This window comes from Bacillus sp. UNC438CL73TsuS30 (assembly GCF_000482325.1).
GTDB lineage: Bacteria > Bacillota > Bacilli > Bacillales > Cytobacillaceae > Neobacillus.
The window spans coordinates 67,620-89,944 of record NZ_KI535300.1 but is presented as its reverse complement, the minus strand read 5'-3'; the positions used below and the strand labels follow the sequence as shown (position 1 = coordinate 89,944).

The following is a 22,325-nucleotide window of genomic DNA, read 5'->3' as shown; positions in this document are numbered from 1 at the left end:
AATGGCGGCAACTGCGGACAAAAAACTTCTTTTACAAGTGGAGCATTTAAAGCAATATTTTCCGGTTAAAACAGACTCCATGTTCAAACCAAAATCTTATGTAAAGGCTGTTGATGATATCTCCTTTCATTTATTTGAAGGGGAAACTTTGAGTATTGTCGGTGAGTCTGGGTGCGGCAAATCGACTACAGGCAGGGCGATCCTCCGGTTGGATGAACCAACAGGGGGAAAAGTTTACTTTGAAGACCGTAACGTCCTGGAGTTAAATAAAAGCCAAATGCGAAAATTACGCGGCGATCTGCAGGTTATTTTCCAAGATCCGTTCGCATCCCTTAACCCGCGCCAAACCATCAAGCAAATACTGAATGAAGCAATGGCGATTCAACAAGTAGTGCCTAAAGAAAAAAGAATGGAACGAATGCTTGAATTGCTTAATTATGTCGGACTGCCTCCTGAAGCACTTGATCGTTATCCGCATGAATTCAGTGGTGGACAGCGCCAGCGGATTGGCATAGCAAGAGCCCTTGCGGTAAACCCTAAATTAATCATATGTGATGAAGCGGTTTCAGCACTAGATGTTTCCATCCAAGCGCAAATTCTAAATTTGTTAAAAAAATTGCAAAAGGAATTCCACCTAACCTTTTTGTTTATTTCACACGATTTAAGTGTAGTAAGACATATTTCCGACCGGGTAATGGTTATGTATTTAGGAAAAATCGTAGAAATTGCGGAGAAAAAAAACTTATTCGATTCACCGCTGCACCCCTACACAAATGCATTATTATCAGCTATTCCTGTTCCAAATCCGGTGATCAAAAAGGAAAGGATTTTGCTAAAGGGAGATGTTCCGTCACCTATTAACCCTCCAACAGGGTGCCGTTTCCATACACGCTGTCCGTTTGCTACAAGTAAATGTAAGACAGAGGAACCAGCCCTTAGGGAAATGAAAAAAAATCATTACGTCAGCTGTCATTTCGCAGAGGAATTTCAAAATTAAACAGACTCACCTTATTTGCAAGAAGGTTTTAATTTTATAAAATAATAGTAAAATTAAAAAAGAGAGTTCCCGCTCTCTTTTTGTATTCTCTAAAGGAGAATGTTGTAAATGCTAACCCTAGATACTTTCTCCATCTATATTATGTTGTGTATATTAGCACCATTATTAGGTGCCTTCACATTACTCTTTTTAATTATTTTTGAAAAACGAATTGATCTTCTGGAAAAACAAACGAGAGAAATTGCTCTAGAACGGGAGCTGCAAACTGCTCTCTATAATCAATTAAATCAAGAAATACAGCCGCATTTCTTTTTTAATACATTGAATTCCATTTTAAGTCTAGCAAGGCTTGATCGTAAGACTGAATTAATCAACTCGATTGAAACCCTTTCAAAATTGCTAAAATACAAATACAAAAAAAACGAATCCATTATCACCATTGAAGAAGAATTAATCTATACAGGATATTATCTAGAAATTCAAAAAGTTCGTTTCAGAGACAGATTAAAATTTCATATTTCCATTGAACCGAATGTAAAACAGGCAGTCATGATTCCTTTTATGATTCAGACCTTTGTAGAAAATGCATTTAAACACTCCTTCGAGAAAATTCCTGGTGAAGCTATTTTAAAAATCGATATTGTTCAAAAGGAACAGAATGTTCTCGTATCAGTATGGAACAACTCCACTAACCTTGCTCAACAATTTCAGAAAAATGAAGGTGGATTGGGATTAGGGAATATTGAAAAAAGGCTAAATTTGTTATTTCCTAACGAACATACTGCAATTCAGTTATCAAATACTGGCGACGGTACAACTGTTACTGCCTTATTCCCTTTTAAGACCCTGGAGGAAACGTAAGAAAACGGAGGAAAATCCCATGAATGTTTTACTCGTAGACGATGAACCATTGGAATTAGAGCAATTAGAATATTTAATTAGTAATAAGTTTCCCTCATGGAATCTATTCAAAGCACAAGATGCATCTCAAGCCATCCAAATTATGCATTCAAATAATATAACCCTTGCATTTCTGGATATTCACCTGCCAGGGAAAAATGGGTTGGAGTTAGCAGAAGAATTATCCAAAACTTATATGCTCGATATCATCATCGTAACAGCTTTCCAAGATTTCGAATATGCCCGGACATCTATTAGACTCGGTGTCGTTGATTATATTACAAAACCTGTAATTGAGGATGAGCTTTATAAAATTCTTATAAAATACGAGCGAATTGGCAGTTATTCCGATCCTATTTATCAAGCTGTTCAAATTATTCAAAGCGAATTTAATGAGAAACTGACATTAAATTATTTAGCTTCAAAAATCCATATAAATCCTGCCTATTTAAGCCGCAAGTTTCAAGAAGAAGTTGGAATGGGATTTTCAGAATATTTGAATGAAGTTCGTTTGAAAGCGGCACAAAAAATGTTAATTGACTGTCCTGATTTGAGTATTAATGGGATATCAGAGAAATGTGGATTTAATAGTCAGCATTATTTTAGCCAAATGTTTCGTAAAATGACGGGGAAATCACCACGTGATTATCGTTTAAAGGAGATTTAAGGATTGAATAAAGAAAAATATCATATATATATTGCAGGTACAGTCAAACTTGGTGTTGGCTATGGGATTGTAAGTCTGCTCGCTCGTTGGGTAACAGGGAATACGATTTTATCTTCACCAGAATCATTGATGAAATACGGGCTTTCCGGAGTAATCGTTTATTCGTCAATGGGGGCTTTTGCACTTATTTTTTTCGGATTTCTTGCTCCAAAAATTTGTGCCGATTACAGAGAACATCAAACGATTGGCGATGTATTACAATCGAAACTATCTCCAACCGGCTTTTGGATTATGATGGCAGTATTATTTATCACAAGCCTCTATTCAATTTTTATCCAGGCATTGGGGGCAGGTATCCTCCTACATCTTCTCTTTCCCATTCCAATTTTCATCGGGCTGCTTATCTTTTTATTTATTTGTTTTTTATTTAGCGGTGTAGGCGGAATGCCGTGGCTCCATCGGCTTTCCGGTGTGACAATAACCCTTGTGTTCGGCGCTGTCATTGTTATTCCCGTCTATTTTTTCATCCAAGAGGGTGTCTACCCTGTCTACGATGGGATTAAGCTATATCATCCCTATTTGTTATATTTTAAAAATTATGATGCCATTTGGTTTTTTCTTTCCGCTATCCTTATTGGGATAGGCCAAGCTTTAATCGATAGTGCTACATGGCAGAGGTTATTTATCATACAGAAAGAAAAAGTTAGAATAACCTTCACTCTAACAGGATTTTTATGGGCAACGATTCCCCTTTCACTATCCACTCTGATTTTTATTGCCATTTTCGGAAGAGGTTTCAATAATATTTATACAATCCTGTTGGAGTTAGTTAATAAAATTCAATCAAACCTATTAATTGTTTTGTTTATACTATTTTGTTTTTGTGTCATTTTGTCCGTCCTAAGTTCAGGATTGCATTCAGTTACAGTATTGGTGGTTCGAAACATGATTGGAAATGTTCGTGAGCAAACCGAAAATACAAAATGGAAGTGGACCTATGTTTTTTCCGGTTCAATTTGTCTTATTTTGTTAATAGTCGTAAGCATCTTGCCGCCAAAACCAATTGAATTGTTATTTTTCTTTGGTAATATTTATGCATCCGTCATTATACCGATGCTTTATATTATTCTAAGTAAAAAGGCGCTTCCTGCACTTATTCCTTTCGCAGCATTGGTTGGGACCATTGCAGGCCTTCTATTCATGCCCTCTGCTGGCAGTTTTCAATCGATATGGATTAGTTTTTTTGTCCCATTGTGTATTTGTTTAATCCATTTTATCTCTACTTTACTTTTCCATAAAACGAAACAACTTTCGTAGTTATAAAAGAGAGTACTAATATTTTCAGTACTCTCTTTTATGTCTTTTCAGATTTTTATAATTCAATGGCGTGAGTTTATTATTTTAATGAACCGCTGACAAGATTTCCATTAAAAAATACTGCGGATCTTTTTGATCGTCTTGCTATTGCTTCAGCCGAACAGCTGGCATCGATTAGAACCATATTGGCCGCATCTCCTGCCTTTGGCCAAACTTGGTTACCTTCTTTGTTTAGTGGAGTTATACCGCCGGTTATATATTTCAACGCTTGAGAGAGTGATACCTCATCTGTCCATCTGAAATACTCCAATAGGCGTCCAGCTCTTTCAAGAACATCCCCGTTTCCTGTTGGCCACCATGAATCATAAATATTGTCGTTTCCTACTGCTACTTCCACTCCCCACTCTGTTAACAATTTAACTGGAGGAATCGCCCTGCCGATTGGAACACTTGTTACAATCGAAATACCGGCATCTTTCAAAATTTGCGCAACTTCATACGCCTCTCCTGTCGATACATCCCCAAGTCCAAATGCATGACTAATCGCTACTCTTCCTTCCCAGCCAGCATCTTTTGTTAAATAGGCAAGCCGTTTCATCGTAAAAGTTCCTAAGTGACCGGGATCATGTAAGTGGAGATCGATATCTGCATTTCCCTCCACTGCAATGTCCATTAACTGAACTAATGATTCTTCTATATTGTTATCCACCGTTGCTGGATCCACCGAGCCAACAATCCCTGCACCATTTCGTACTGCATCTCTAATTAGCTGAATTGTACCGGGACGGAGCAAGCCATGTTGAGCAAAGGCAACGATTTCGGAACTAACTTTATTCGAATAGTTTTCTAATGCTACTTTAACTTCTTCTAAATTTTGCAGCTTCACTTCAGGATAAATATCTATATGAGTTCTTACATGTGTGGAGCCAGCAGCCAGTAATACTTCAAGTAAAGCTTCTGCGCGTTCTTTTGTACTAGATGGTATAGTTGCAAGAATCTCTTTTTCGATTTCACAGCGTTCGATCACACCTTTTGCCGGAATGCATGCTCTCCAGGTTTCACCCATATAGGTTTTATCTAAATGAACATGCTTTTCAATAAACGATGGGAGCAGCAACAATCCCTGAGCATCCTTCGTTGGTAATTGATTTGAAACTGGTTCTCCAGCCTTAACAATTTCAGAGATTTTACCATCCGTAATGAATAAATTGAAAGTGTCAGTTTCTGTACCGACAACTCTTCCATTCTCTTTTTTAAAGCCAACTTCTAATCTCGCATTCAATAACCAATAACTGCTGTTCATATTCATTCTCCTTTGTTCGTTAAGACAAGACAAAAGGGAATACCTATTTGGAATATCCCTTTTATCCACTGCTTATTTAATCGTTACATCATTTATTTCCAAATAACCAGATGGACTAATCGAAAAGCCTGACACATTCTTAGCAACTGCGGCAACATTTTCAATTACCCTTACCGGAATATAGGGAGCATCTTTCATTTCCAATTCTTGAGCCTCTTTGTATAGTTCGATTCGTTTTTGCTCATTCTTTTCTTTGCGGCCTGCGTCAATCAAGTTATCTACTTGTTTATTACTATAAAAGAAAGTATTACCGGCAGGTCCCTGTGAAGCGGAATGCATTAAATTGTATTGATTATAGTCTGCATCCCCGGTTGCATTTCTCCAGCTTAGAATAAACATTTCCGAATTTCCTTTATTTACTTGTTGAACAAAGGTACCATACTCCATAACCTGAACCTTCACTTTAATCCCAATTCCTTTTAATTGGGATTGAACAACTTCAGCAAGGTTTATTCTTTGTTTATCGTCCATTGTCAGTAAAGTAGTCTCAAATCCATTTGGATAACCCGCTTCAGCAAGTAATTTCTTCGCTTCATTTAGGTTGTAATCATATGCTTTTAAATCGGGACTGTAGCCCAACACCTTTGGACCCATGAGGGAATTTGCTTTCTTTCCTACATTGTTATAGACTCCCTTGATAATGGAATCCATTTCAATGGCATGTGCAATTGCTTTTCGAACCCGAACATCTGTAAAAGGTTTCTTTTTAACATTAAAACCAATATATTCAGTTCCATATCCTTCACTGCGGTAGACTTCGGATGCTTGTGAACCTTCTACCGTGCTCATCATCTCTACAGAAAGCGGTTCAGCAATTTGCGCTTCGCCTGTTTCTATCATGGAGACTCTTGTAGTTTCTTCAGGAACTACCTTAAATACGACTTTATCTATTTTTGGTTGTGTTCCCCAGTAATTCTTGTTTTTTACTAATACAATTTCCTGCCCAGGTGTCCAAGATTTGAAGGCAAAAGGACCAGTTCCATCTGGTTCCTGAATAATTTTCTTTCCATATTTCTCAATCGCTTTTGGGCTGATAATGTCTCCTTCATGGTTAGCCAAAATAGAAAGTAATGGTGAAAATGGCTCTTTTAAGATAAATTGAACCGTATAATCATCTACGACCTTTACTTCTTTCACCATTTTAAATACAACTGCCCTTGGAGATGCTACTTTTGGATCTAGTAACCGATCAAATGTCGCCTTAACAGCCTGTGCATTAAATGGTGAACCATCATGGAATTTAACGCCTTTTCTCAGATAAAACTCCCATGTAGTATCATTCAGTTGTTTCCACTTTTCCGCAAGTAATGGCTGAATTTCCGAATTTTTATCTCTTCCAACCAATCCCTCATAAATTTTTTCATGAGTTACACTTGCCGCATTAATCGTTGACATAAACTGATGGTCTAAATTTTCTGCGTCTGATAAACGTGCAATCACTAATGTTTTACCCTCGGTTGAGGCTTTAGTCGTTTCATTTCCTTTTGTGCTTACATTTTTATTTGTTGAACAGCCAGCAATCATAATGGCCAGCAACAAAACGGGAAAAAACTTTCTTAACACTTTTTTTACATTCATTAGACATAGCCCCTTATTTTTTATTTTATTGGCGTTTGTCTAATTATAAAAAATATTCTGACGATTTTATTTCAAATATCTTTACTTAAATTTGTAATATCTTTACTACTTTTTTAATCAGATAGATTCTACAATTTTAAGGGAAGCTGGGAACAATTCAGTTGCGGACAGCTGTTGATAATCTCTTTCTAAATATCCTTTTTTCATCTTGTCAAAATAGCTTTGTCCCTTGTCTTTGATTTCATTTAAATCAAGCCCAGGAATCTTTTGGTCCTTCATGACGACCCGGCCATTGATAATCGATAATTTAACATCCCTTCCTGTCCCGCTTACAAACATAGTTCGAATCGGATCATCTAAAACTCCCATATGAAATTCATCTAAGTCAATGGCAATGATATCTGCTTTCGCTCCAACAGCAATGCGACCAAGATCTTCCCTACCAAGAAACTTAGCAGCACCAAGAGTGGCAGAACGAAAGAAATCTGCATAGGAGGAGTCCTCGACGTCCCTTTCCTGTATTCGTGACAGCATGCTGCCGGTTCTTATATTTTGAAACATATCAGGTGGAAACGTATCAGTTCCAAGTGCCAAATTGATTCCAGCCCGTTTATATTTTGCAAAAGTTTCTAGTGCTGAACCGTGCCTGCCGATGATTAAAGGACAATGAATCACCGTTGTATTCGTCTCTTTTAATAAACGCAAATCGTCCCCCTGGCCAGCCATTGCTTCACTATATCCGGAAATAAAATGTCCATGTGGAATTCCCGTTTGTGAACCTAAGAAACCAAGATTATACAAAAATTGAATAGGCGTGACTCCATGTTCTTTTACAATTGTATGATATTCAAAACTTCCTTGAGCAGCATGAAGTTTTATGGGAATACCTAGTTTTTCACTATAGTATTTGGTTTGTTTTAGGCTCTCTGCTGTTTGGCATTCAATTCGTTCCGGAGCAAGCATCCCTCTTACCAAGCCATCGAAAGCGCCATCAAATTCCTCAACAAACTTTACCGCTTTTTGTAAACCCTCTCTCCCTGCTTGTTCATCCCAGTAAAGCTTAATCTTACCATCTGGCTGAACCACTCGAATCCCGGATTGATAACTTGGCCCGATATATAATCTAAGTCCCAAGTTTCCTGCATGCTGAGCAGCTGCCGCAATTTCTTCATACGTTTCAGCCCATCTCTTATAAAATACAGATGTAATCGGCATGGCGGTCGTAATTCCATGTAGAATCAGCTGTGAATAGGCATATAAGGATTTAAAAGCCTCTTCTTCTTTTGTCATCACTTCATGATGACCCTTTTCGATATACCGTTCCGACCATAGCAGGTTTTTCTGTCTGTTCGCCCCCGCCTCTAAATGTAAGATATCGTGGTCAATATCCCCAAGTGCGTTTAAATCGATAAAACCAGGGCTGATTACTGCATTACCAGTGTCAATCATTTCATCTACTTCTCCAGGAAAGTTTTTCCCAACATAGATGATGGTATCATCTTCATAAACAACCTCAGCATTTTTAAGGAGGACATGATCATATCCATCATATCCGATTACATATTTTCCTTTTAGTCTGGTTTTCATTCAAATGCTCCTTTCTGTATGGTAAATTCATAATCTTGCTTGTCATATTTAAATTATAAGGAAAAGGAGATTTTTATATTTTCAGAATTCATACTATCTTTTAAAGTATTTTTACTAGATCCCCGCATCGTATTTACTTCAAATATTGATTTTGATTAAAATTTAGTGAAATAATGAGGGGGTCTGAAGAAATGAATGTTTTAATCGTCGATGATGAGCCATTAGAATTGGAACAAATGGAATATATGCTTCAATCAGAATGTCCCAAATGGAAGATTTACAAGGCGGCGGATGCAAACCAGGCGCATGAGATTAATCGAAATTTTTCTATCCAACTGGCTTTTTTAGATATAAACCTTCCAGGAAAATCAGGATTGGAATTCGGAGAAGAATTGCGGAAAATCAATCAGGAAGTAGACATCATTATGGTGACAGCCTGTCAGAATTTCAACTATGCCCAACAATCCATTCGAATCGGAGTAGTTGATTATTTAACCAAGCCTATTATTGAAAGTGAATTATTAAGTGTCCTAGCAAAATATAAAGACAAACAGCAAGAAAAGGGTTATTCCAGTCTTATAGACAGTTCATTAAAGATGATTCATGAAAAATTCAATGAAAAGATCTCATTGTTAACTGTTGCGAATCAGGTGCATGTTAATCCGACCTACTTGAGCCGGAAATTTCATAAAGAAGTCGGGCTCTCCTTTTCTGAATATCTAATCCAACATCGGATTCAAACAGCCAAACATTTTTTGATAACGAACATAAATTGGACGATATCGGATATTGCCGACAAGGCCGGATTCAGCAGCCAGCACTATTTCAGTACGTTATTTCGCAGAATAGTAGGAATATCTCCTACAGAATTCCGTGAAAAAGAAAATAAATCACTTTCTTCCTCCCAATAATACTATAGGGATATAAGAAAGTGATTTGCTGCTTTTTCCTCTACATTTAGATCAAAAGCTTACATATCAAAAACAATTAATCAGTGGACAGCTGGATTAATTTATTTACCCTTTTTTCGTTGGAAAGACCAACTTGTTCATAGATCTTTTTGGCTTGCCCAGCAAGAGGATTTCCTTCCATCGGATTCGCAAAATAAATCATTTTCATATTTGCGAGGTAAATAGCGCTTAAACACATTGGACATGGTTCCCCACTTGCATACAATTCACAATCAGATAAATCTTCTGTACCTAATGAACGTGAAGCTTTACTGATCGCCTGCAGTTCTGCATGTGTTGTTGGATCGTGTGTAGCTAGTACATCATTAACGCCTTCAGCAATAATGGTTCCATCTTTTACAATAACCGCCCCAAACGGTTTTCCCCCTTTAGCCCCATTCTTTTTTGCTAGATCGATAGCATATTCCATCCATTTTTTATTAGACATTTAAAATTACTCCTTTAATTTAGTTGTTTTCTAATTTCAGTATTGCGACTTACCCACTTGTAAAATTAGTTATCCACAAGTCATGCTGCCCTTAATATTGAAGTTAGCAGTAGTTTAAACTGAAATCATATATCCCGCACCCCAAACCGTTTCAATAAATTTAGGATTCGAGGGATCCTTTTCAATTTTACCGCGGATTTTCCTGATATGAACCGTGATAGTGGTTATATCTCCAGATGAATCCAACCCCCAAATGCTTTCGAAGAGATCTTCTTTACTAAATACCCTGTTTGGGTGCTGTGCTAAGAAAAGTAATAAATCAAATTCTTTTGCAGTTAAAGATATCTTTTGATTATTCACTAAGACTTTTCGAGCCATTTCATCAATAACAAGCCCCCGGATTCTTATTTCCCTTTTGGTTATATCCATATTTCCTATTAAACGCTCATAGCGTGCCAAATGGGCCTTCACCCTGGCTACGAGCTCACTCGGGCTAAACGGTTTAATAATATAATCATCTGCCCCAAGTCCCAAGCCTCTTATTTTATCAATATCTTCCTTCTTGGCAGAGACAATTAGAATGGGGATATTCTTTACAGCTCTTACTTGTTTACAAATTTCAAAGCCATCCACCTCAGGAAGCATGATATCAATGATTAATAAATCATACTCTTTATTTAATGCACGTTTTAACCCTTCCTTACCTGAGGTTTGTAATTCAACATCAAATCCATTAATTTCAAGGTAATCTTGTTGTAATTCACCAATATCAAGATCATCTTCAATGATTAAAATTTTCTTCAATTTTTTCACCACTCTAAATTGACTTCTTCAACGTAAAAAGGATACTCGTACCGACCCCTAGTTGACTTTCCACCCAAATATCTCCGCCATGCTCTGTAATAATCTGTTTTGCAATCGCAAGCCCAAGACCGCTCCCGCCGGTTGATTTATTTCTTGAGGTATCCACGCGATAAAAACGGTCAAAAATATAAGGAAGAGACTCCTGCTCGATTCCAGAGCCATTATCGCGAATTTCAATTTCAACCAAATCTTCTTTTTCATTAATAAAAATGCTGATCATTTTTTCTTCGTTTTTCATATGCTTAACGGAGTTATCAATTATATTTGTCATAACCCGTCTTAACTTATCCCGATCGGCAATTACCATTATTTTATTTTTAATCCTATTATCAACACTAAGTTTAATAGCCTTTCCCTCTAAATCAAAACTTGCTTCTTCAACATAATTTATAATAAAGCGGAAAAGTTCAATGTCCTCGAAGGCAAAGGGCAGTTTTTTTAAATCCAGTTTAGAAAAAAGAAATAAATCGTCAATTAATTGATCCATATCTGTAGCTTTTCGTTTAATGGTAGAAAGGTATTTCTCCATTTTCCCCTGTGAATCTGCAACACCATCCTGTATTCCTTCAATATAGCCTTTAATCGCCGTTATAGGGGTTTTTAAATCATGTGAAATATTAGAAATTAGTTCCTTTCGGTTTTCTTCATACTGAAGCTGGAGTTCAATGGATTCTTTTAGTTTTATTCTCATTTTTTCAAATTCCTTACTGAGCTGTCCAATTTCATCTTGCCGAAAATTTTCAATTTTATAATTCAAATTTCCTTCGCCCATTTCTTCGGCTGCTCTTTTCAAGGAAAATAACGGCTTAATAATATTTCTTGATACAAAATAACTTAGTAGACCATTTACAAGAATTAATGAAAGAAATAATATCCCGAATATTAATGGAAATAAGCTTCTCGAAAGCTCAACAAATGGGCTCACTTCCCTCATAATAATAACACTGCCTTTTTCCTGATCCGGAAAATAAAAATCGAACTTTACATATAAAAAAAATTGATGATCTATACTGATGGTGTCTCTTACTTTAATATTTTCCGGTTCAAACGAAGGAAGCTTTTTTTCGTCCTTTATCGAATTTAAAATTTTTGAGGAATGGACAATTTTATCTCCTTTACGGATAATTAATCCAGAGGTAACTGGTTCTAATTTTTGATCATATTGTTTCAGCATGGTTTGATTTAACAATTGATTTGGCTGTTTTTTCGCTAAATATTTAACATCCAGAAATACATTTTCCTCAGGCTTTGTTAGAGGCTTAAGCGCATATTGGCGTGTATACAAATCTTTAATACTTCGAATATCACCTGTAATTGCCACTGGAATCAACGAAGCGCTTATTAAGAAAAGTACTAGCGTCACGATTAGCATCGTTGTATGTGAAATGAGTAATCGCCATCGAATGGACATAAGAGTGCCTCCTGATCCGAGGTACAGTTTTTTTAATGGCTGTTTTCGTAAACCTTGTTGCTACTTACCTAATAGAAGAGTGGTTGATTTCCGCTCCAGGATGCTCGCTTTCCGCGGGGCGGGCGGTGAGCCTCCTCGGCGCTTAAGCGCCTGTGGGGTCTCACCTGTCCCGCTGCTCCCGCAGGAGTCTCGCACCTTCCGCTCCAATCAACTTCTCACATTATCTTTTTAAAAACAACAACCTATTAAAAAACGGCCATTTAAATTTACCGCAAAGGGAACAAGGTTGTCACCTCATTGTAGACAACCTTGTTTTTAATTCAATTATTTCCTAATCATTTGTATATTAGCTGTTTTTAAAAACTAAATTTTGGTTTAAAATCACCTTGATAAGGTTCATGTTCAACGAATATAGTTATATTTTTGCCGTCTTTGTCTTTGCCAGTTCTTTTATACGTAAATTTATTTTTATTAAGCTCTGTAAGTTCAAGAGCGGAACCATACTTATTAGCTCCAATGGAAACATGGGCTCTTATTTTATTTTCGTGTACAACATCGAAATAGCCATAATCACCGCGGCTTTGTTCTGTTTCTTCATTGAAAAACTCATATTTATTCGTCTTATCATCAAATTTTGCCAGACTTATAAAATTTGAATTATATTTTGTAACATCATTGCCATTTTCATCTAATACCTTTGTTCCGTGCCAAAGGGTGCTGCCTAAGATTTTATCTCCATCAACGTTACTAACAATATCTCCTGTAGTAGTGTCCAACTGCTTGTCTGGATCGGTAAAAGACAGCTCTTTTTCTTTATATGGGACATGTTCAACGAATACCTCTACATCGTTGCCATTCGCATCTTTGCCCATTCTTTTATAAGTAAAAACATTTTTATTTAATTTTGTCATGTCAACAACCGCTTGGTAATTCATTGATTCTGAAATTAATATTCTCTTCTTCCCATCATTGGTGATAAAGAAAGTTCCTTTATCGCCACGGCTGTTCCCCGTTTTAGCATCAAAAAATTCATATCTTCCTGATTTCGCATCATATTTCGCAAGACCAATGAAGTTTGCATTCTCTTTTGTTAAGTCATGATGATTTTTGTCGTATACTCTTGTACCTTGCCAATTTGTGCTACTAAGGATGTTGGCCATTTTCTGACCCTTAGATAGTTTATTTTCGGATTGCTTTTCTTCATTTAAATTTTGAACTGTGTTTGTTACGTTCTTTTGTTCATTTGCGTTAGCTTGTGTACTTGCGCTAAACCCTGCTATTGCTATGGACAAACCGAGTAAGGGTATTAATATTTTTGCTTTCTTGATCATTTTTCCATCTCCTAATTCATTTTTTGCATTTCTCAATAAAATAGTATTTCTTTTGTATTCCTGATTTATGATTTCGTCGACGTACATTGATTGTACCTAACAGAACTTAACTCCCCATTTAAAAATCATTACCAAATTCTTAACTTTTTAGTTTGATATCTTAAGCTAATTTAAAAACCGCACAGTTCGTTGTGCGGTTTTTAATATGAGAAGTATTCTAAATTATTTTTTTCTACCCCTGTTCACTTCTGTTCCAGCAATTCAAGAGATTGCTTTTTATGCAAATGATACAATGGATTAGTCGGGTCATTTGCGATTGCATTCTCTATTGCTTCAATTGCTTCATCATGCTTATCAAGTGTTCTTAGACTATTTGCCTTATGAAAAGAAAAATCGTATCTATGCGGCTGTAGAGCAAGCAGCTTATCCATTTCAATGACAGCTTCCGTATGCCTTCCAAGCTCTCTTAAATAATTTGATTTATGGTAGCGGTAAAATGTACCGTCCGGATCTAAATTACATGCTTTATCATATTCATTAAGAGCTTGCTCCGGTTTTTTCATTAATCTGAAACAATTTGCCGTGTAAAAATAAAAGTCTAGATCCTTTGGATCAAGAGTTAGTGCTCTATTGAATTCAGTGAGAGCGGCTTCGTATTCTTTTAATTCTTGCAGGAAATAACCTTTGTAATAGATTAGATCAAGATGATTGCTATCGAATTCAAGTCCTCTATCAATTTCCAAAATTGCATCTTCATATTTATCAATTGACGCTAAAGATTTTGCTTTTTTGATAGAATCATTACTTTCTTCATATTCCATGTTAAGAATGTTTACGACTTTTTGCTGATTAAGCTCTTTAGCATGTTGAAGGGACGACTTACCGTCTCTATCAGCCAAATGAACATCTGCACCCGCATCTGTAAGGGTTTGAATGATATCAGAATATAATCTGCCTCCATTGCCCAAAATAACTGCCTCAAGCAGTGCGGACCATCCTAGATTATTGACATGATTTACCGGAACTCCTGCATCCAAACAAATTTGTACTGATTTCAAATATCCTTTTTCACTCGAAGGCAATAAAGCTGTTCCGCCAAATCGATTCACGCTTTTTAGATCAGCACCTGCATCGATCATCCATCGCAAAATTTTATGAAATCCATTTGCTGCGGAACAAATAAACGGAGATAGTTGGGTAATATCTCGTACGTTAACATCACTTCCGGCCTCAATTAATAGCTTTGCAACATCTTCCTGATTTTTTTGTGTTGCTGCCATTAAAGCAGTTCGGCCATCCGCATCTTTATAATCCACACTTGCACCGTCTTTTAATAGCTGTTCGACAGTAACATATTCTCCCCGTTCACTAGCATGAATAAGGTTTTGGCTTAAGGATTGATTTTTCATTTACATTCTCCTTTACATACAAACCCAATGTTACTTTTACACCATTTTGTGCAACCACTATATCTCGATTATAAAAAATATTATGATAATTTAATTTAAAAATATTTACGTATATTTAAATTATCTTTACTAGAACCCAAATCATAATATTGAGTTTTTGTAAATATTTATCATATGTTTTTAATAAAAAGGCTATGTTAATAAACAATGTTGATTTTTAAACAAAGTTGATTGGAGCGGAAGGCACGAAGACTCCTGTGAGAATACGGGGTAGGGGAGACCCCAGGAGCAAAGCGACGAGGAGGCTCCCCAGACCGCCCACGAACCGCTTGTGCCTTGAGCGGAAATCAACAACCAAGTTTAACACAGCAAATAAAAAAAAAGAGACTAAATTGTCTCTTTTTTGCTTCCTCGAGCAAGAAATATGAGGCTTATCGTAATAATGGTAAATGCAACAAACGCCAACATCGGAATGGTTATGAAACCAAGCCAATTTAGATAATCCTTTGAACAAGGAACACCAGTGGTGCACATTTCAAACTGCTGCAGGTACGGGATCTTTTGCAACACCGTATGATATCCAGAAATAATCATCCCGATGATAGATAACGGTAAAACATATCGATAGATGGTTAAATCATTTCGATAGCCCGCGATTCCAAGAATAACAACTAGTGGGTACATAAGAATTCTTTGATACCAACACAGTGTGCATGGGATAAAATGTTCCACTTCACTAAAGTACAAGCTCCCAAGTGTGGCGATAATTGCAGCAACCCAAGCAAGTAATAAGGATTTATTCATTTACCTATTTCCCCTTTGCTGCTTTATCAACCATGTCCTTCAAATCATCAATTGTTTTCCCTTGGAACATCTTTCCGTCCACAAAGATTGTTGGAGTTCCTGTTACACCAAGTTTTGTAACATAATCCATATCCTTTTGCCAAGCAGCATCTGCCTTATTGGCATCAAAATAAGCAACGACCTTGTTGACCTCATCTTCCTTCGCTACTTCTTTTAGAGTATTTGTTAAGAATTTCTTGTCATAAACATCCATTTTTTCATATTTAGGATCTTCCGGTTGCTTTTTATAAAGCAGGTCATGGAATTTCCAAAACGTATCATTCCCAAGTTCATGGTAGACGGCTTCCGCAAATTTAGCAGCACGTGTGGAGTCTACATTAATGAAGGAATCATTGAAGAAATAAAGTTTTGCCTTACCGGTATCCACTACCTCTTTTTGAATAAGAGGGATGACACCCTCAGCAAAGTTTTTACAGTTTGGGCATTTATAATCGCCAAACTCAATAATCGATACAGGTGCTGAACTTTTCCCAAGGAATGGCTGGCCAGAATAGTCAATTGCGACTTCCTTCTTAGACGCTGGCTTTTCTACCTTTTTATTATGATTTCCTAGAAAAATAAAGCCAAGAATACAAACTGCTATTAAGCCGATCATCCAGAAGGTAAACTTGGATGAACTCCCCTGTTGTTTCGTATTTTTTTTGTTATTTGCCATAAATTTAAACTCCTCATTTATTCTCTTAGATAGATTTAATTGTACTAAACCTGTCCATTAATGTGAATCAAAAGGGTACTCCTTCACAAAATGTTAATATTACAGCAAGAAACAACACTTTTAAAATTTCATACAAAGATAGCTTAGCGTTCCAAATTCATAGTCTCGGTAGATTGGTTGTGCATGCTCCAAACCGTTTCCGCTGCCCATCGCAATGAAAAATGGAACAAAGTGTTCCGGCCTCGGTACAGCAGTCTTGGCATTCGGTGCTTGTTTTTCATATAGGAAAAGACTTGCTGAATCTTGCTTTTCTATTTTTTCTAAAAGCCAGTCGTCAAAGGCAACAGCCCACGGTTCCGGTTCTTTCTGTCCCCAATGAACGATTCGCAAATTGTGGACTGTTACGCCACTTCCAATAACAAGAATCTCTTCTTGCCCTAGCCCTTTTAATGCCTCGCCAATTTTGTGTTGCATTTCCGGGGGGAGGAAGGGATGAACAGAGACTTGAATGACAGGGATATCGGCATTTGGATACATTTTTGATAACATCGTCCAAGAACCATGATCTAAGCCTCTCTTCGTATCCAGATTAGAGGGGATTCCCGCTTGTGCGAATCGATCTTTTAAATATTGTGCGAGCTTTGTGGAACCTTTTGCGGGATACTTAATTTCATAAAGCTCCGGTGGAAATCCATAGAAATCATAGATGGTTTCATACGATTCATCTAAAGAAGAAATGGTTAATGTTTCAGCTTCCCAGTGAGCAGTAAAAATGACAATCGCTTTTGGATGATATTGCTGGCCTAGCTTTTCTAAAAATCTTGTATAATTGTTATCTTCAATCGCTAGCATTGGTGAACCATGCGCTAAAAATAATGATGGAAGCATTTCTTTCACTCCTTTACTTACTTTATGTAACTTACTATAATAACGTAATTTATTAACGTCAAGTAATGAAATTGATTGTTTAAAATCACCATGTATAATAAAGATCATAGAGGTGAATAAGTGTATGAATCCATCAACATTGTGCCCTAAATTTGAGCAGGCTATGAAATTACTCAGCCAGCGTTGGACTGGCTTTATTATTTATCAACTTTTATCTGGCCCACAGAGGTTTTGTACAATCGAGTCCTCCCTTCCCATCAGTGGACGGCTTTTATCAGAACGGTTAAAGGACCTAGAGCATGAAGGGATTGTAAAAAGAGAAGTTTTTCCTGAAACACCGGTACGAATTGAGTATTCTTTAACGGAAAAAGGAATGGCGATGGAGTCCATCATTAGGGAAATAGAGAAGTGGTCGGGGGAATGGGTTAAGACTGGTAAAGAAGCATGAGTTTCATGCTTTTTTTATTTGAATTCCGAGAAGTGAAAATAAATAAACTTTCCTAACTATGGTAAAATAAAACGGAATATTATACCCAAGGAGCGGCGAAAATGAATTCAAAAAGCGAATACACCGGATACATCGGCACCTACACAAAAGGTGAAAGCAAAGGAATTTACACATTTAAACTAGATACTGAAAATGCAAAAATAACCGACATAAAAGCAGTTGCTGAATTAGGCAACCCTACTTACCTTAACATTAGTCAGGATAATCAATATTTATATGCAGTTATAAAAGTAGGTGATGATGGCGGAGTGGCATCATTTTCGATTGACAGTGAATCCGGGGAACTTACTCAAATAAATACCCAATTATCTCCTGGTTCGTCTCCTTGCCATGTTAGCATGGATAGCAAAAATCAATATTTATTTAGTGCAAACTATCATAAAGGAACCGTTGAATCTTATCTGCTTGAAAATGAAACTGGACTTATTCAACCCCCTGTTTCCGTTATACAACATGAAGGAACTGGGCCAGATCCTAGACAAGAAAAGGCACATACACATTTTGCCGGAGTTACTCCTGATGAAAAATATATCGTAGTGGTTGAATTAGGAACCGACTTACTTCTTACATATTTAGTAGACCATGATGGAAAATTAACGGAGGTTAATCGTTTATCCACCCCTGCTGGAAGCGGTCCAAGACATATTACTTTCCATCCAAACGGAAAATTTGCTTATGTAATGACAGAGTTTAGCTCAGAGGTCATTTTCCTTACCTATCATGCTGAAGACGGGCATTTAACAGCTAACCAATTTATTTCTACACTTCCTGACGTTTTTAAGGAAAACAATCAAGGCAGTGCCATCCATATTTCGGCTGACGGCCGCTTTGTTTATGCCGGGAATCGCGGGCATAATAGTATTGCTGTGTTTAGCGTGGATGAGACCACAGGTGAGCTAAGCCTTGTAGAACGAGTCTCCTCTGGAGGAGATTGGCCAAGAGATTTTTCGATTGACCCAACCGGCAGATTTATGGTTGGATCTAACCAGGAATCAGGCAATCTTGTCCTTTATCGACGGGACGTCGAAACAGGAAAACTTACATTAATAGAGAAAGATATTGAAGTCCCTTATCCTGTATGTGTGAAGTTTTTGCATTATTGATAAAAATTGAATGAACCACAGTCCCCAACAAAATTGGACCTGCTCGCGTTTAAGCAGGTCTTATCCCTAAGGGATTTTTAGAAACTTTTTGATCTCTGCAATCGTAATTCCTAAATTACGTGCCTGAATAATCAAGTTTAACCATTCTTTATCTAGTTCTTTTTCGCCAATCTGATGGATTCCCATATTTAAATTTCCCTCCTAAAATATAGGTATTTTAGGTAGCTCAGTGGTCAATATATTTTACTTTACCCCTCAAGCTTTACTCCCACTCTTTTAAAGTTTGTGCCCATTATCTTATAAATCCTTATAGCTTTAAGAAAATATTACCATGAAAATTCACTATATCGAACAAGAAGAGTCCCAAAAATTCCGACAAAATTTTAATTCATGAAAATATCCACCTAATTCGGTTTTTATTTTTTATATAAAAGCCATATTAAATAAAAATAGTTTTATTTATTTGAGGTGTGAATAGTGCATTTTTTCCATGGGCAAGAATCATTAACAATAATGGAATGGTGTTTAAGAGCGATCATTACTTTTTTCTTTATGCTTTTTTCTGCAAAGATTATGGGCGGCCGTGCCATTTCTCAATTAAGATTGTTGGATTTCATTATGGCTTTAATGTTAGGGAATATCATTGCACATCCACTATCAGACCATAGTATTGGGATGAAAGGTTCGATTATCTCTACGATGATTATCATTCTCTTATATATGATTTGTATTTCTATATCCTTAAAATGGCCTCGCTTTCGCAAGTTTATGGATTCTGATCCTATCCCGCTCATTAAGGATGGAGAAATTCTAAATAAGGGATTATTAAAAGCAAGAATTTCAGTAGATTACTTATTGGCTGAATTAAGAAAAGAAAAAGTGGAGGATGTAAAAAAAGTAGCTTTTGCACTTTGGGAAGCAGACGGTCAAATGTCTATTTTTTTGGATCCTCAGTATGAGCCGCTTACACCATCGAACTACCAAATGAAAACTGATCCTTTTGATTTACCAAAAACTCTTATTTCGGAAGGCGAAATAAATTTCCATGTACTGCAGCAAATCAAAAAAGATGAAAAATGGTTATATAATCACCTGAGAAATTCCCATCAAACTGATGTATCAAATGTATTATTAGCAACAATTGATAGAAAAAGTAAATTAAATATCCTTCTATATAAATAAGATTTAAAGATCCATCATTTTAAAAAGAGATGGATTTTTCCATTTAAATTAAAGTATTTATCACTTTTCCTAATGGAGAATTAAGTACATCTGGGGTTTTAAAGAAATAAATGTGTTTTTTTATTATTCCATTATCTTTCGTTAATCATAGAATAAAGTAAGAATCTAATAGATTCTACCAATTCTTAAGGGAGTGATTAGAATAGCTGAAAATCCAAATGTCTATGTTGAGGATTTTACTGGTAATACACCCCAAGCCAAAATTCAAGCAGCGATTGATTTCGCCTTACAAAACTCTAAAAAAACAGTCATTGCATCAGATAAAGATTATTATTTAACCGGAACAATTATCATCAAACAAGGGGTAAAGTTACAAGGAAGTTACGGGACAAGGTTTATTATCGGGGCAAATGTCCGGGGGTTTGAACTACAAAAGGATTCTTCATTGTGTAATGCTAGTATTATGATTGATTATAAAGGTTATAGCAAAGAAGCTATTTACTTGGATGGAAAATACAAATACTACAATACGTGGAATAATTCTGCACTCAAAAATCTTGTCTTGGTGAATTGGACAGGGACAGTTTCAGGTATTGGGATCCGGCTATACTCAGGTGGGAGCGGCCATGAGATTTCATATGTAAACTTCACAGATATCAAAATTGTATCTTTTGAAAAAGGTATATATTTAAAAGCCGTTAAACCTGCCAGTGGATTTGCATATGTTAATGCCAATCGTTTTGATAAAATCTCATTGGAAGATTGTATTGAAAATATTGTTTTAGAAGGCAGTGAAACCATTCCCAATGAATGCAGCGGGAATTCTTTTACAAATTTACAAATTCAACCTTCATCGAATACGAAACTCATCATGTCGATTCAAGGCCAATATAATAAGATAGACGGTATATGTTGGGACTTGCAACTCATTCAAAATACTAATCCTATTTTTATATTTAAGCCAGAAAGTAATTATAATGAATTGGATATGAAATCAATACCAGCGAATCGTATTCTTAATAGCGGGAAAACAAAAAATAGATTTGAAACTTTTTAAAACTATTTCTCTAAGGAAACACGGGGCATTCCGTGACTAACAAACTGTTATCACGGAATGCCCTTCTAGAAGCTAAAACCACTATTAAAAGGATCTTTAATGGTTCTTTTTTTGTTCGAACTTATATATATTTAGATCTGCCTTGTACTGTTTTTAAATCAGAATCTTTTAGATTTCTACTTTTCTTGCTGTTCAATCCTATCCCTATTTTTCCAACAAAGTAATATCCATATGGAATCTTATTCAGGACAAAGGTAACTACGATCGATAAGAGCAGACTGCCGATGAAATAGAATATGGTTTGGAATAATGGATTCATTTCAAGAGAAAGTCGGTTGAAAAATACGTACATTAAAGCTAAGAAAACAGGATGGATTAAATAAATTCCGAACGAATATTGGCTAATCCAAACGAAAATTTTAGGGACCTTAGAAAGTTTCGTAGCAATATAATAAATAAGCAAAATCATACTAGTAGTAAAAAACACCATATCCACCCTTTTGGATGAAATACTAGAGATTAGATGTGAATCATATAAAAATAAACAAATTCCTCCGCATAGTATTGGACTTACAATCACCCACTTGGAATATTTATTTAAAAAATTAATGAATGAAGAAAAGTTTCTACCACAGTAATAGGCAAGAGTAAAATAAAACACCCAGCCAAAAAAGGGAATCCAATAGAATTTATCCCATATGTATGCACCGATTTCAGTTGGATATGGTTTAACAAAATTGAAAAATCCTAAATAAATTAAATTTATTAAAAGTGCACTTCCTATGACCGAGGCTGGATTCCACTTTTTTAAATATTTATCAAAGAAATAATGAAGCAGGTAAAATTGAAAGATAACGAGTATGAAATAACCATGATAATCCCCTAACAAAAGATGCCTCCATAAAAAATTTATAAAGGACCCCATTAAATCACTTCCAGAGCTTATCGATTGTTCGAATGCTTTTAAGAAAGCATAAAATGTGCCAAACAAAACATATGGCACCATAATAAACTTTAACCTTTTCGACCAAAAATTAGATGGAAGTTCTTGCGGATACGAACGCGCTAAGATAAATTCAGAAATAAAAATAAAGGCTGGTGTACCGAAAGTTAATAAAACCCTGACTAAATTGACAGTATTATTTTCGTCAGCATAAGCCCTCGCCAATGAATGAAGAAGTAATATACTTAGACATGAAATACTTCTCATTAAGAAGATTTCATTTATCAATTTTTTAGGCAAATT

Annotated in this window: 22 protein-coding genes; 9 read left to right on the top strand and 13 right to left on the bottom strand. The window is 36.1% G+C overall.

Features of this window, described 5'->3' with window-relative positions; genetic code table 11:
* The first annotated feature begins 1 nt into the window (after position 1).
* The 4 genes from M028_RS0128225 (at position 2) to M028_RS0128210 (ending at position 3,881) form a co-directional block, all read left to right on the top strand.
* Complete coding sequence (locus M028_RS0128225) at positions 2–997, top strand: ABC transporter ATP-binding protein (RefSeq protein WP_026576820.1); 996 nt, start codon at positions 2–4, stop codon at positions 995–997.
* Between the two features lie 108 nt (positions 998–1,105).
* Positions 1,106–1,858 (top strand): sensor histidine kinase, encoded by a 753-nt coding sequence (locus M028_RS0128220; RefSeq protein ID WP_026576819.1) that lies wholly within the window; start codon positions 1,106–1,108, stop codon positions 1,856–1,858.
* Between the two features lie 19 nt (positions 1,859–1,877).
* Positions 1,878–2,564 (top strand): response regulator transcription factor, encoded by a 687-nt coding sequence (locus M028_RS0128215; protein ID WP_026576818.1) that lies wholly within the window; start codon positions 1,878–1,880, stop codon positions 2,562–2,564.
* Positions 2,565–2,567: 3 nt separating this feature from the next.
* Complete coding sequence (locus M028_RS0128210; RefSeq protein ID WP_026576817.1) at positions 2,568–3,881, top strand: membrane protein; 1,314 nt, start codon at positions 2,568–2,570, stop codon at positions 3,879–3,881.
* 79 nt (positions 3,882–3,960) lie between these two features.
* Here M028_RS0128210 and M028_RS0128205 read toward each other — a convergent pair whose 3' ends face one another.
* The 3 genes from M028_RS0128205 to M028_RS0128195 all read right to left on the bottom strand — a co-directional run bounded on the left by M028_RS0128205 (position 3,961) and on the right by M028_RS0128195 (position 8,409).
* Positions 3,961–5,184 (bottom strand): amidohydrolase, encoded by a 1,224-nt coding sequence (locus M028_RS0128205; protein ID WP_026576816.1) that lies wholly within the window; start codon positions 5,182–5,184, stop codon positions 3,961–3,963.
* A gap of 72 nt (positions 5,185–5,256) precedes the next feature.
* Positions 5,257–6,822, bottom strand: a complete 1,566-nt coding sequence (locus M028_RS0128200; RefSeq protein WP_026576815.1) for a glutathione ABC transporter substrate-binding protein — start codon at positions 6,820–6,822, stop codon at positions 5,257–5,259.
* A 117-nt stretch (positions 6,823–6,939) separates the two neighbouring features.
* The gene (locus M028_RS0128195; RefSeq protein WP_026576814.1) at positions 6,940–8,409 is read right to left on the bottom strand and encodes an amidohydrolase family protein; all 1,470 of its coding nucleotides are present in this window, start codon (positions 8,407–8,409) and stop codon (positions 6,940–6,942) included.
* Positions 8,410–8,600: 191 nt separating this feature from the next.
* On the opposite strand from M028_RS0128195, the gene M028_RS0128190 reads away from it, so the two are divergent.
* Complete coding sequence (locus tag M028_RS0128190; protein WP_026576813.1) at positions 8,601–9,320, top strand: response regulator transcription factor; 720 nt, start codon at positions 8,601–8,603, stop codon at positions 9,318–9,320.
* A 76-nt stretch (positions 9,321–9,396) separates the two neighbouring features.
* Here the strand turns inward: M028_RS0128190 and M028_RS31285 are convergent, their stop codons facing one another.
* From M028_RS31285 to M028_RS0128150, 8 genes are all read right to left on the bottom strand, one after another.
* Positions 9,397–9,807, bottom strand: coding sequence for a nucleoside deaminase (locus M028_RS31285; RefSeq protein WP_051591300.1), 411 nt, complete (start codon positions 9,805–9,807; stop codon positions 9,397–9,399).
* Positions 9,808–9,921: 114 nt separating this feature from the next.
* Positions 9,922–10,620 carry a response regulator transcription factor gene (locus M028_RS0128180; RefSeq protein WP_026576812.1) on the bottom strand — a complete coding sequence of 233 codons (699 nt, stop codon included), beginning with the start codon at positions 10,618–10,620 and terminating at the stop codon, positions 9,922–9,924.
* Between the two features lie 4 nt (positions 10,621–10,624).
* Positions 10,625–12,082, bottom strand: a complete 1,458-nt coding sequence (locus M028_RS0128175; protein WP_026576811.1) for a sensor histidine kinase — start codon at positions 12,080–12,082, stop codon at positions 10,625–10,627.
* Positions 12,083–12,438: 356 nt separating this feature from the next.
* Complete coding sequence (locus M028_RS0128170; protein ID WP_026576810.1) at positions 12,439–13,413, bottom strand: DUF4822 domain-containing protein; 975 nt, start codon at positions 13,411–13,413, stop codon at positions 12,439–12,441.
* A gap of 242 nt (positions 13,414–13,655) precedes the next feature.
* Entirely contained in the window at positions 13,656–14,822 is a 1,167-nt protein-coding gene (locus tag M028_RS0128165) for an ankyrin repeat domain-containing protein (RefSeq protein WP_026576809.1), read from the bottom strand.
* A 387-nt stretch (positions 14,823–15,209) separates the two neighbouring features.
* Positions 15,210–15,626, bottom strand: a complete 417-nt coding sequence (locus M028_RS0128160) for a disulfide oxidoreductase (protein ID WP_026576808.1) — start codon at positions 15,624–15,626, stop codon at positions 15,210–15,212.
* A 4-nt stretch (positions 15,627–15,630) separates the two neighbouring features.
* Positions 15,631–16,341, bottom strand: a complete 711-nt coding sequence (locus M028_RS0128155) for a DsbA family protein (RefSeq protein WP_026576807.1) — start codon at positions 16,339–16,341, stop codon at positions 15,631–15,633.
* 120 nt (positions 16,342–16,461) lie between these two features.
* Entirely contained in the window at positions 16,462–17,229 is a 768-nt protein-coding gene (locus M028_RS0128150; RefSeq protein WP_026576806.1) for a DODA-type extradiol aromatic ring-opening family dioxygenase, read from the bottom strand.
* A gap of 124 nt (positions 17,230–17,353) precedes the next feature.
* On the opposite strand from M028_RS0128150, the gene M028_RS0128145 reads away from it, so the two are divergent.
* Together M028_RS0128145 and M028_RS0128140 are read left to right on the top strand one after the other, a co-directional pair.
* Entirely contained in the window at positions 17,354–17,677 is a 324-nt protein-coding gene (locus tag M028_RS0128145) for a winged helix-turn-helix transcriptional regulator (protein WP_026576805.1), read from the top strand.
* Positions 17,678–17,778: 101 nt separating this feature from the next.
* Entirely contained in the window at positions 17,779–18,840 is a 1,062-nt protein-coding gene (locus tag M028_RS0128140) for a lactonase family protein (protein ID WP_026576804.1), read from the top strand.
* 66 nt (positions 18,841–18,906) lie between these two features.
* Here M028_RS0128140 and M028_RS32495 read toward each other — a convergent pair whose 3' ends face one another.
* The gene (locus tag M028_RS32495; protein ID WP_081810923.1) at positions 18,907–19,026 is read right to left on the bottom strand and encodes an anti-repressor SinI family protein; all 120 of its coding nucleotides are present in this window, start codon (positions 19,024–19,026) and stop codon (positions 18,907–18,909) included.
* 291 nt (positions 19,027–19,317) lie between these two features.
* Between M028_RS32495 and M028_RS0128130 the strand changes: the two genes are divergently transcribed.
* Both M028_RS0128130 and M028_RS0128125 read left to right on the top strand, forming a co-directional pair.
* Positions 19,318–20,022, top strand: a complete 705-nt coding sequence (locus M028_RS0128130; RefSeq protein ID WP_026576803.1) for a DUF421 domain-containing protein — start codon at positions 19,318–19,320, stop codon at positions 20,020–20,022.
* 193 nt (positions 20,023–20,215) lie between these two features.
* Positions 20,216–21,079, top strand: coding sequence for a hypothetical protein (locus tag M028_RS0128125; RefSeq protein ID WP_231510916.1), 864 nt, complete (start codon positions 20,216–20,218; stop codon positions 21,077–21,079).
* Between the two features lie 121 nt (positions 21,080–21,200).
* Here the strand turns inward: M028_RS0128125 and M028_RS31280 are convergent, their stop codons facing one another.
* A complete protein-coding gene (locus M028_RS31280) occupies positions 21,201–22,322 on the bottom strand; it encodes an acyltransferase family protein (protein ID WP_051591299.1) in 1,122 nt (373 codons plus the stop codon).
* Between the last annotated feature and the right edge of the window lie 3 nt (positions 22,323–22,325).

Coding starts and splice junctions, on each gene's coding strand:
- M028_RS0128145 (WP_026576805.1), top strand. CDS start 17,354: ATGAATCCATCAACATTGTGCCCTAAATTTGAGCAGGCTATGAAATTA.
- M028_RS0128195 (WP_026576814.1), bottom strand. CDS start 8,409: ATGAAAACCAGACTAAAAGGAAAATATGTAATCGGATATGATGGATAT.
- M028_RS0128140 (WP_026576804.1), top strand. CDS start 17,779: ATGAATTCAAAAAGCGAATACACCGGATACATCGGCACCTACACAAAA.
- M028_RS31285 (WP_051591300.1), bottom strand. CDS start 9,807: ATGTCTAATAAAAAATGGATGGAATATGCTATCGATCTAGCAAAAAAG.
- M028_RS0128190 (WP_026576813.1), top strand. CDS start 8,601: ATGAATGTTTTAATCGTCGATGATGAGCCATTAGAATTGGAACAAATG.
- M028_RS0128150 (WP_026576806.1), bottom strand. CDS start 17,229: ATGCTTCCATCATTATTTTTAGCGCATGGTTCACCAATGCTAGCGATT.
- M028_RS0128175 (WP_026576811.1), bottom strand. CDS start 12,082: ATGTCCATTCGATGGCGATTACTCATTTCACATACAACGATGCTAATC.
- M028_RS0128215 (WP_026576818.1), top strand. CDS start 1,878: ATGAATGTTTTACTCGTAGACGATGAACCATTGGAATTAGAGCAATTA.
- M028_RS0128155 (WP_026576807.1), bottom strand. CDS start 16,341: ATGGCAAATAACAAAAAAAATACGAAACAACAGGGGAGTTCATCCAAG.
- M028_RS0128200 (WP_026576815.1), bottom strand. CDS start 6,822: ATGAATGTAAAAAAAGTGTTAAGAAAGTTTTTTCCCGTTTTGTTGCTG.
- M028_RS0128220 (WP_026576819.1), top strand. CDS start 1,106: ATGCTAACCCTAGATACTTTCTCCATCTATATTATGTTGTGTATATTA.
- M028_RS0128170 (WP_026576810.1), bottom strand. CDS start 13,413: ATGATCAAGAAAGCAAAAATATTAATACCCTTACTCGGTTTGTCCATA.
- M028_RS0128225 (WP_026576820.1), top strand. CDS start 2: ATGGCGGCAACTGCGGACAAAAAACTTCTTTTACAAGTGGAGCATTTA.
- M028_RS0128160 (WP_026576808.1), bottom strand. CDS start 15,626: ATGAATAAATCCTTATTACTTGCTTGGGTTGCTGCAATTATCGCCACA.
- M028_RS0128205 (WP_026576816.1), bottom strand. CDS start 5,184: ATGAACAGCAGTTATTGGTTATTGAATGCGAGATTAGAAGTTGGCTTT.
- M028_RS0128165 (WP_026576809.1), bottom strand. CDS start 14,822: ATGAAAAATCAATCCTTAAGCCAAAACCTTATTCATGCTAGTGAACGG.
- M028_RS32495 (WP_081810923.1), bottom strand. CDS start 19,026: ATGGGAATCCATCAGATTGGCGAAAAAGAACTAGATAAAGAATGGTTA.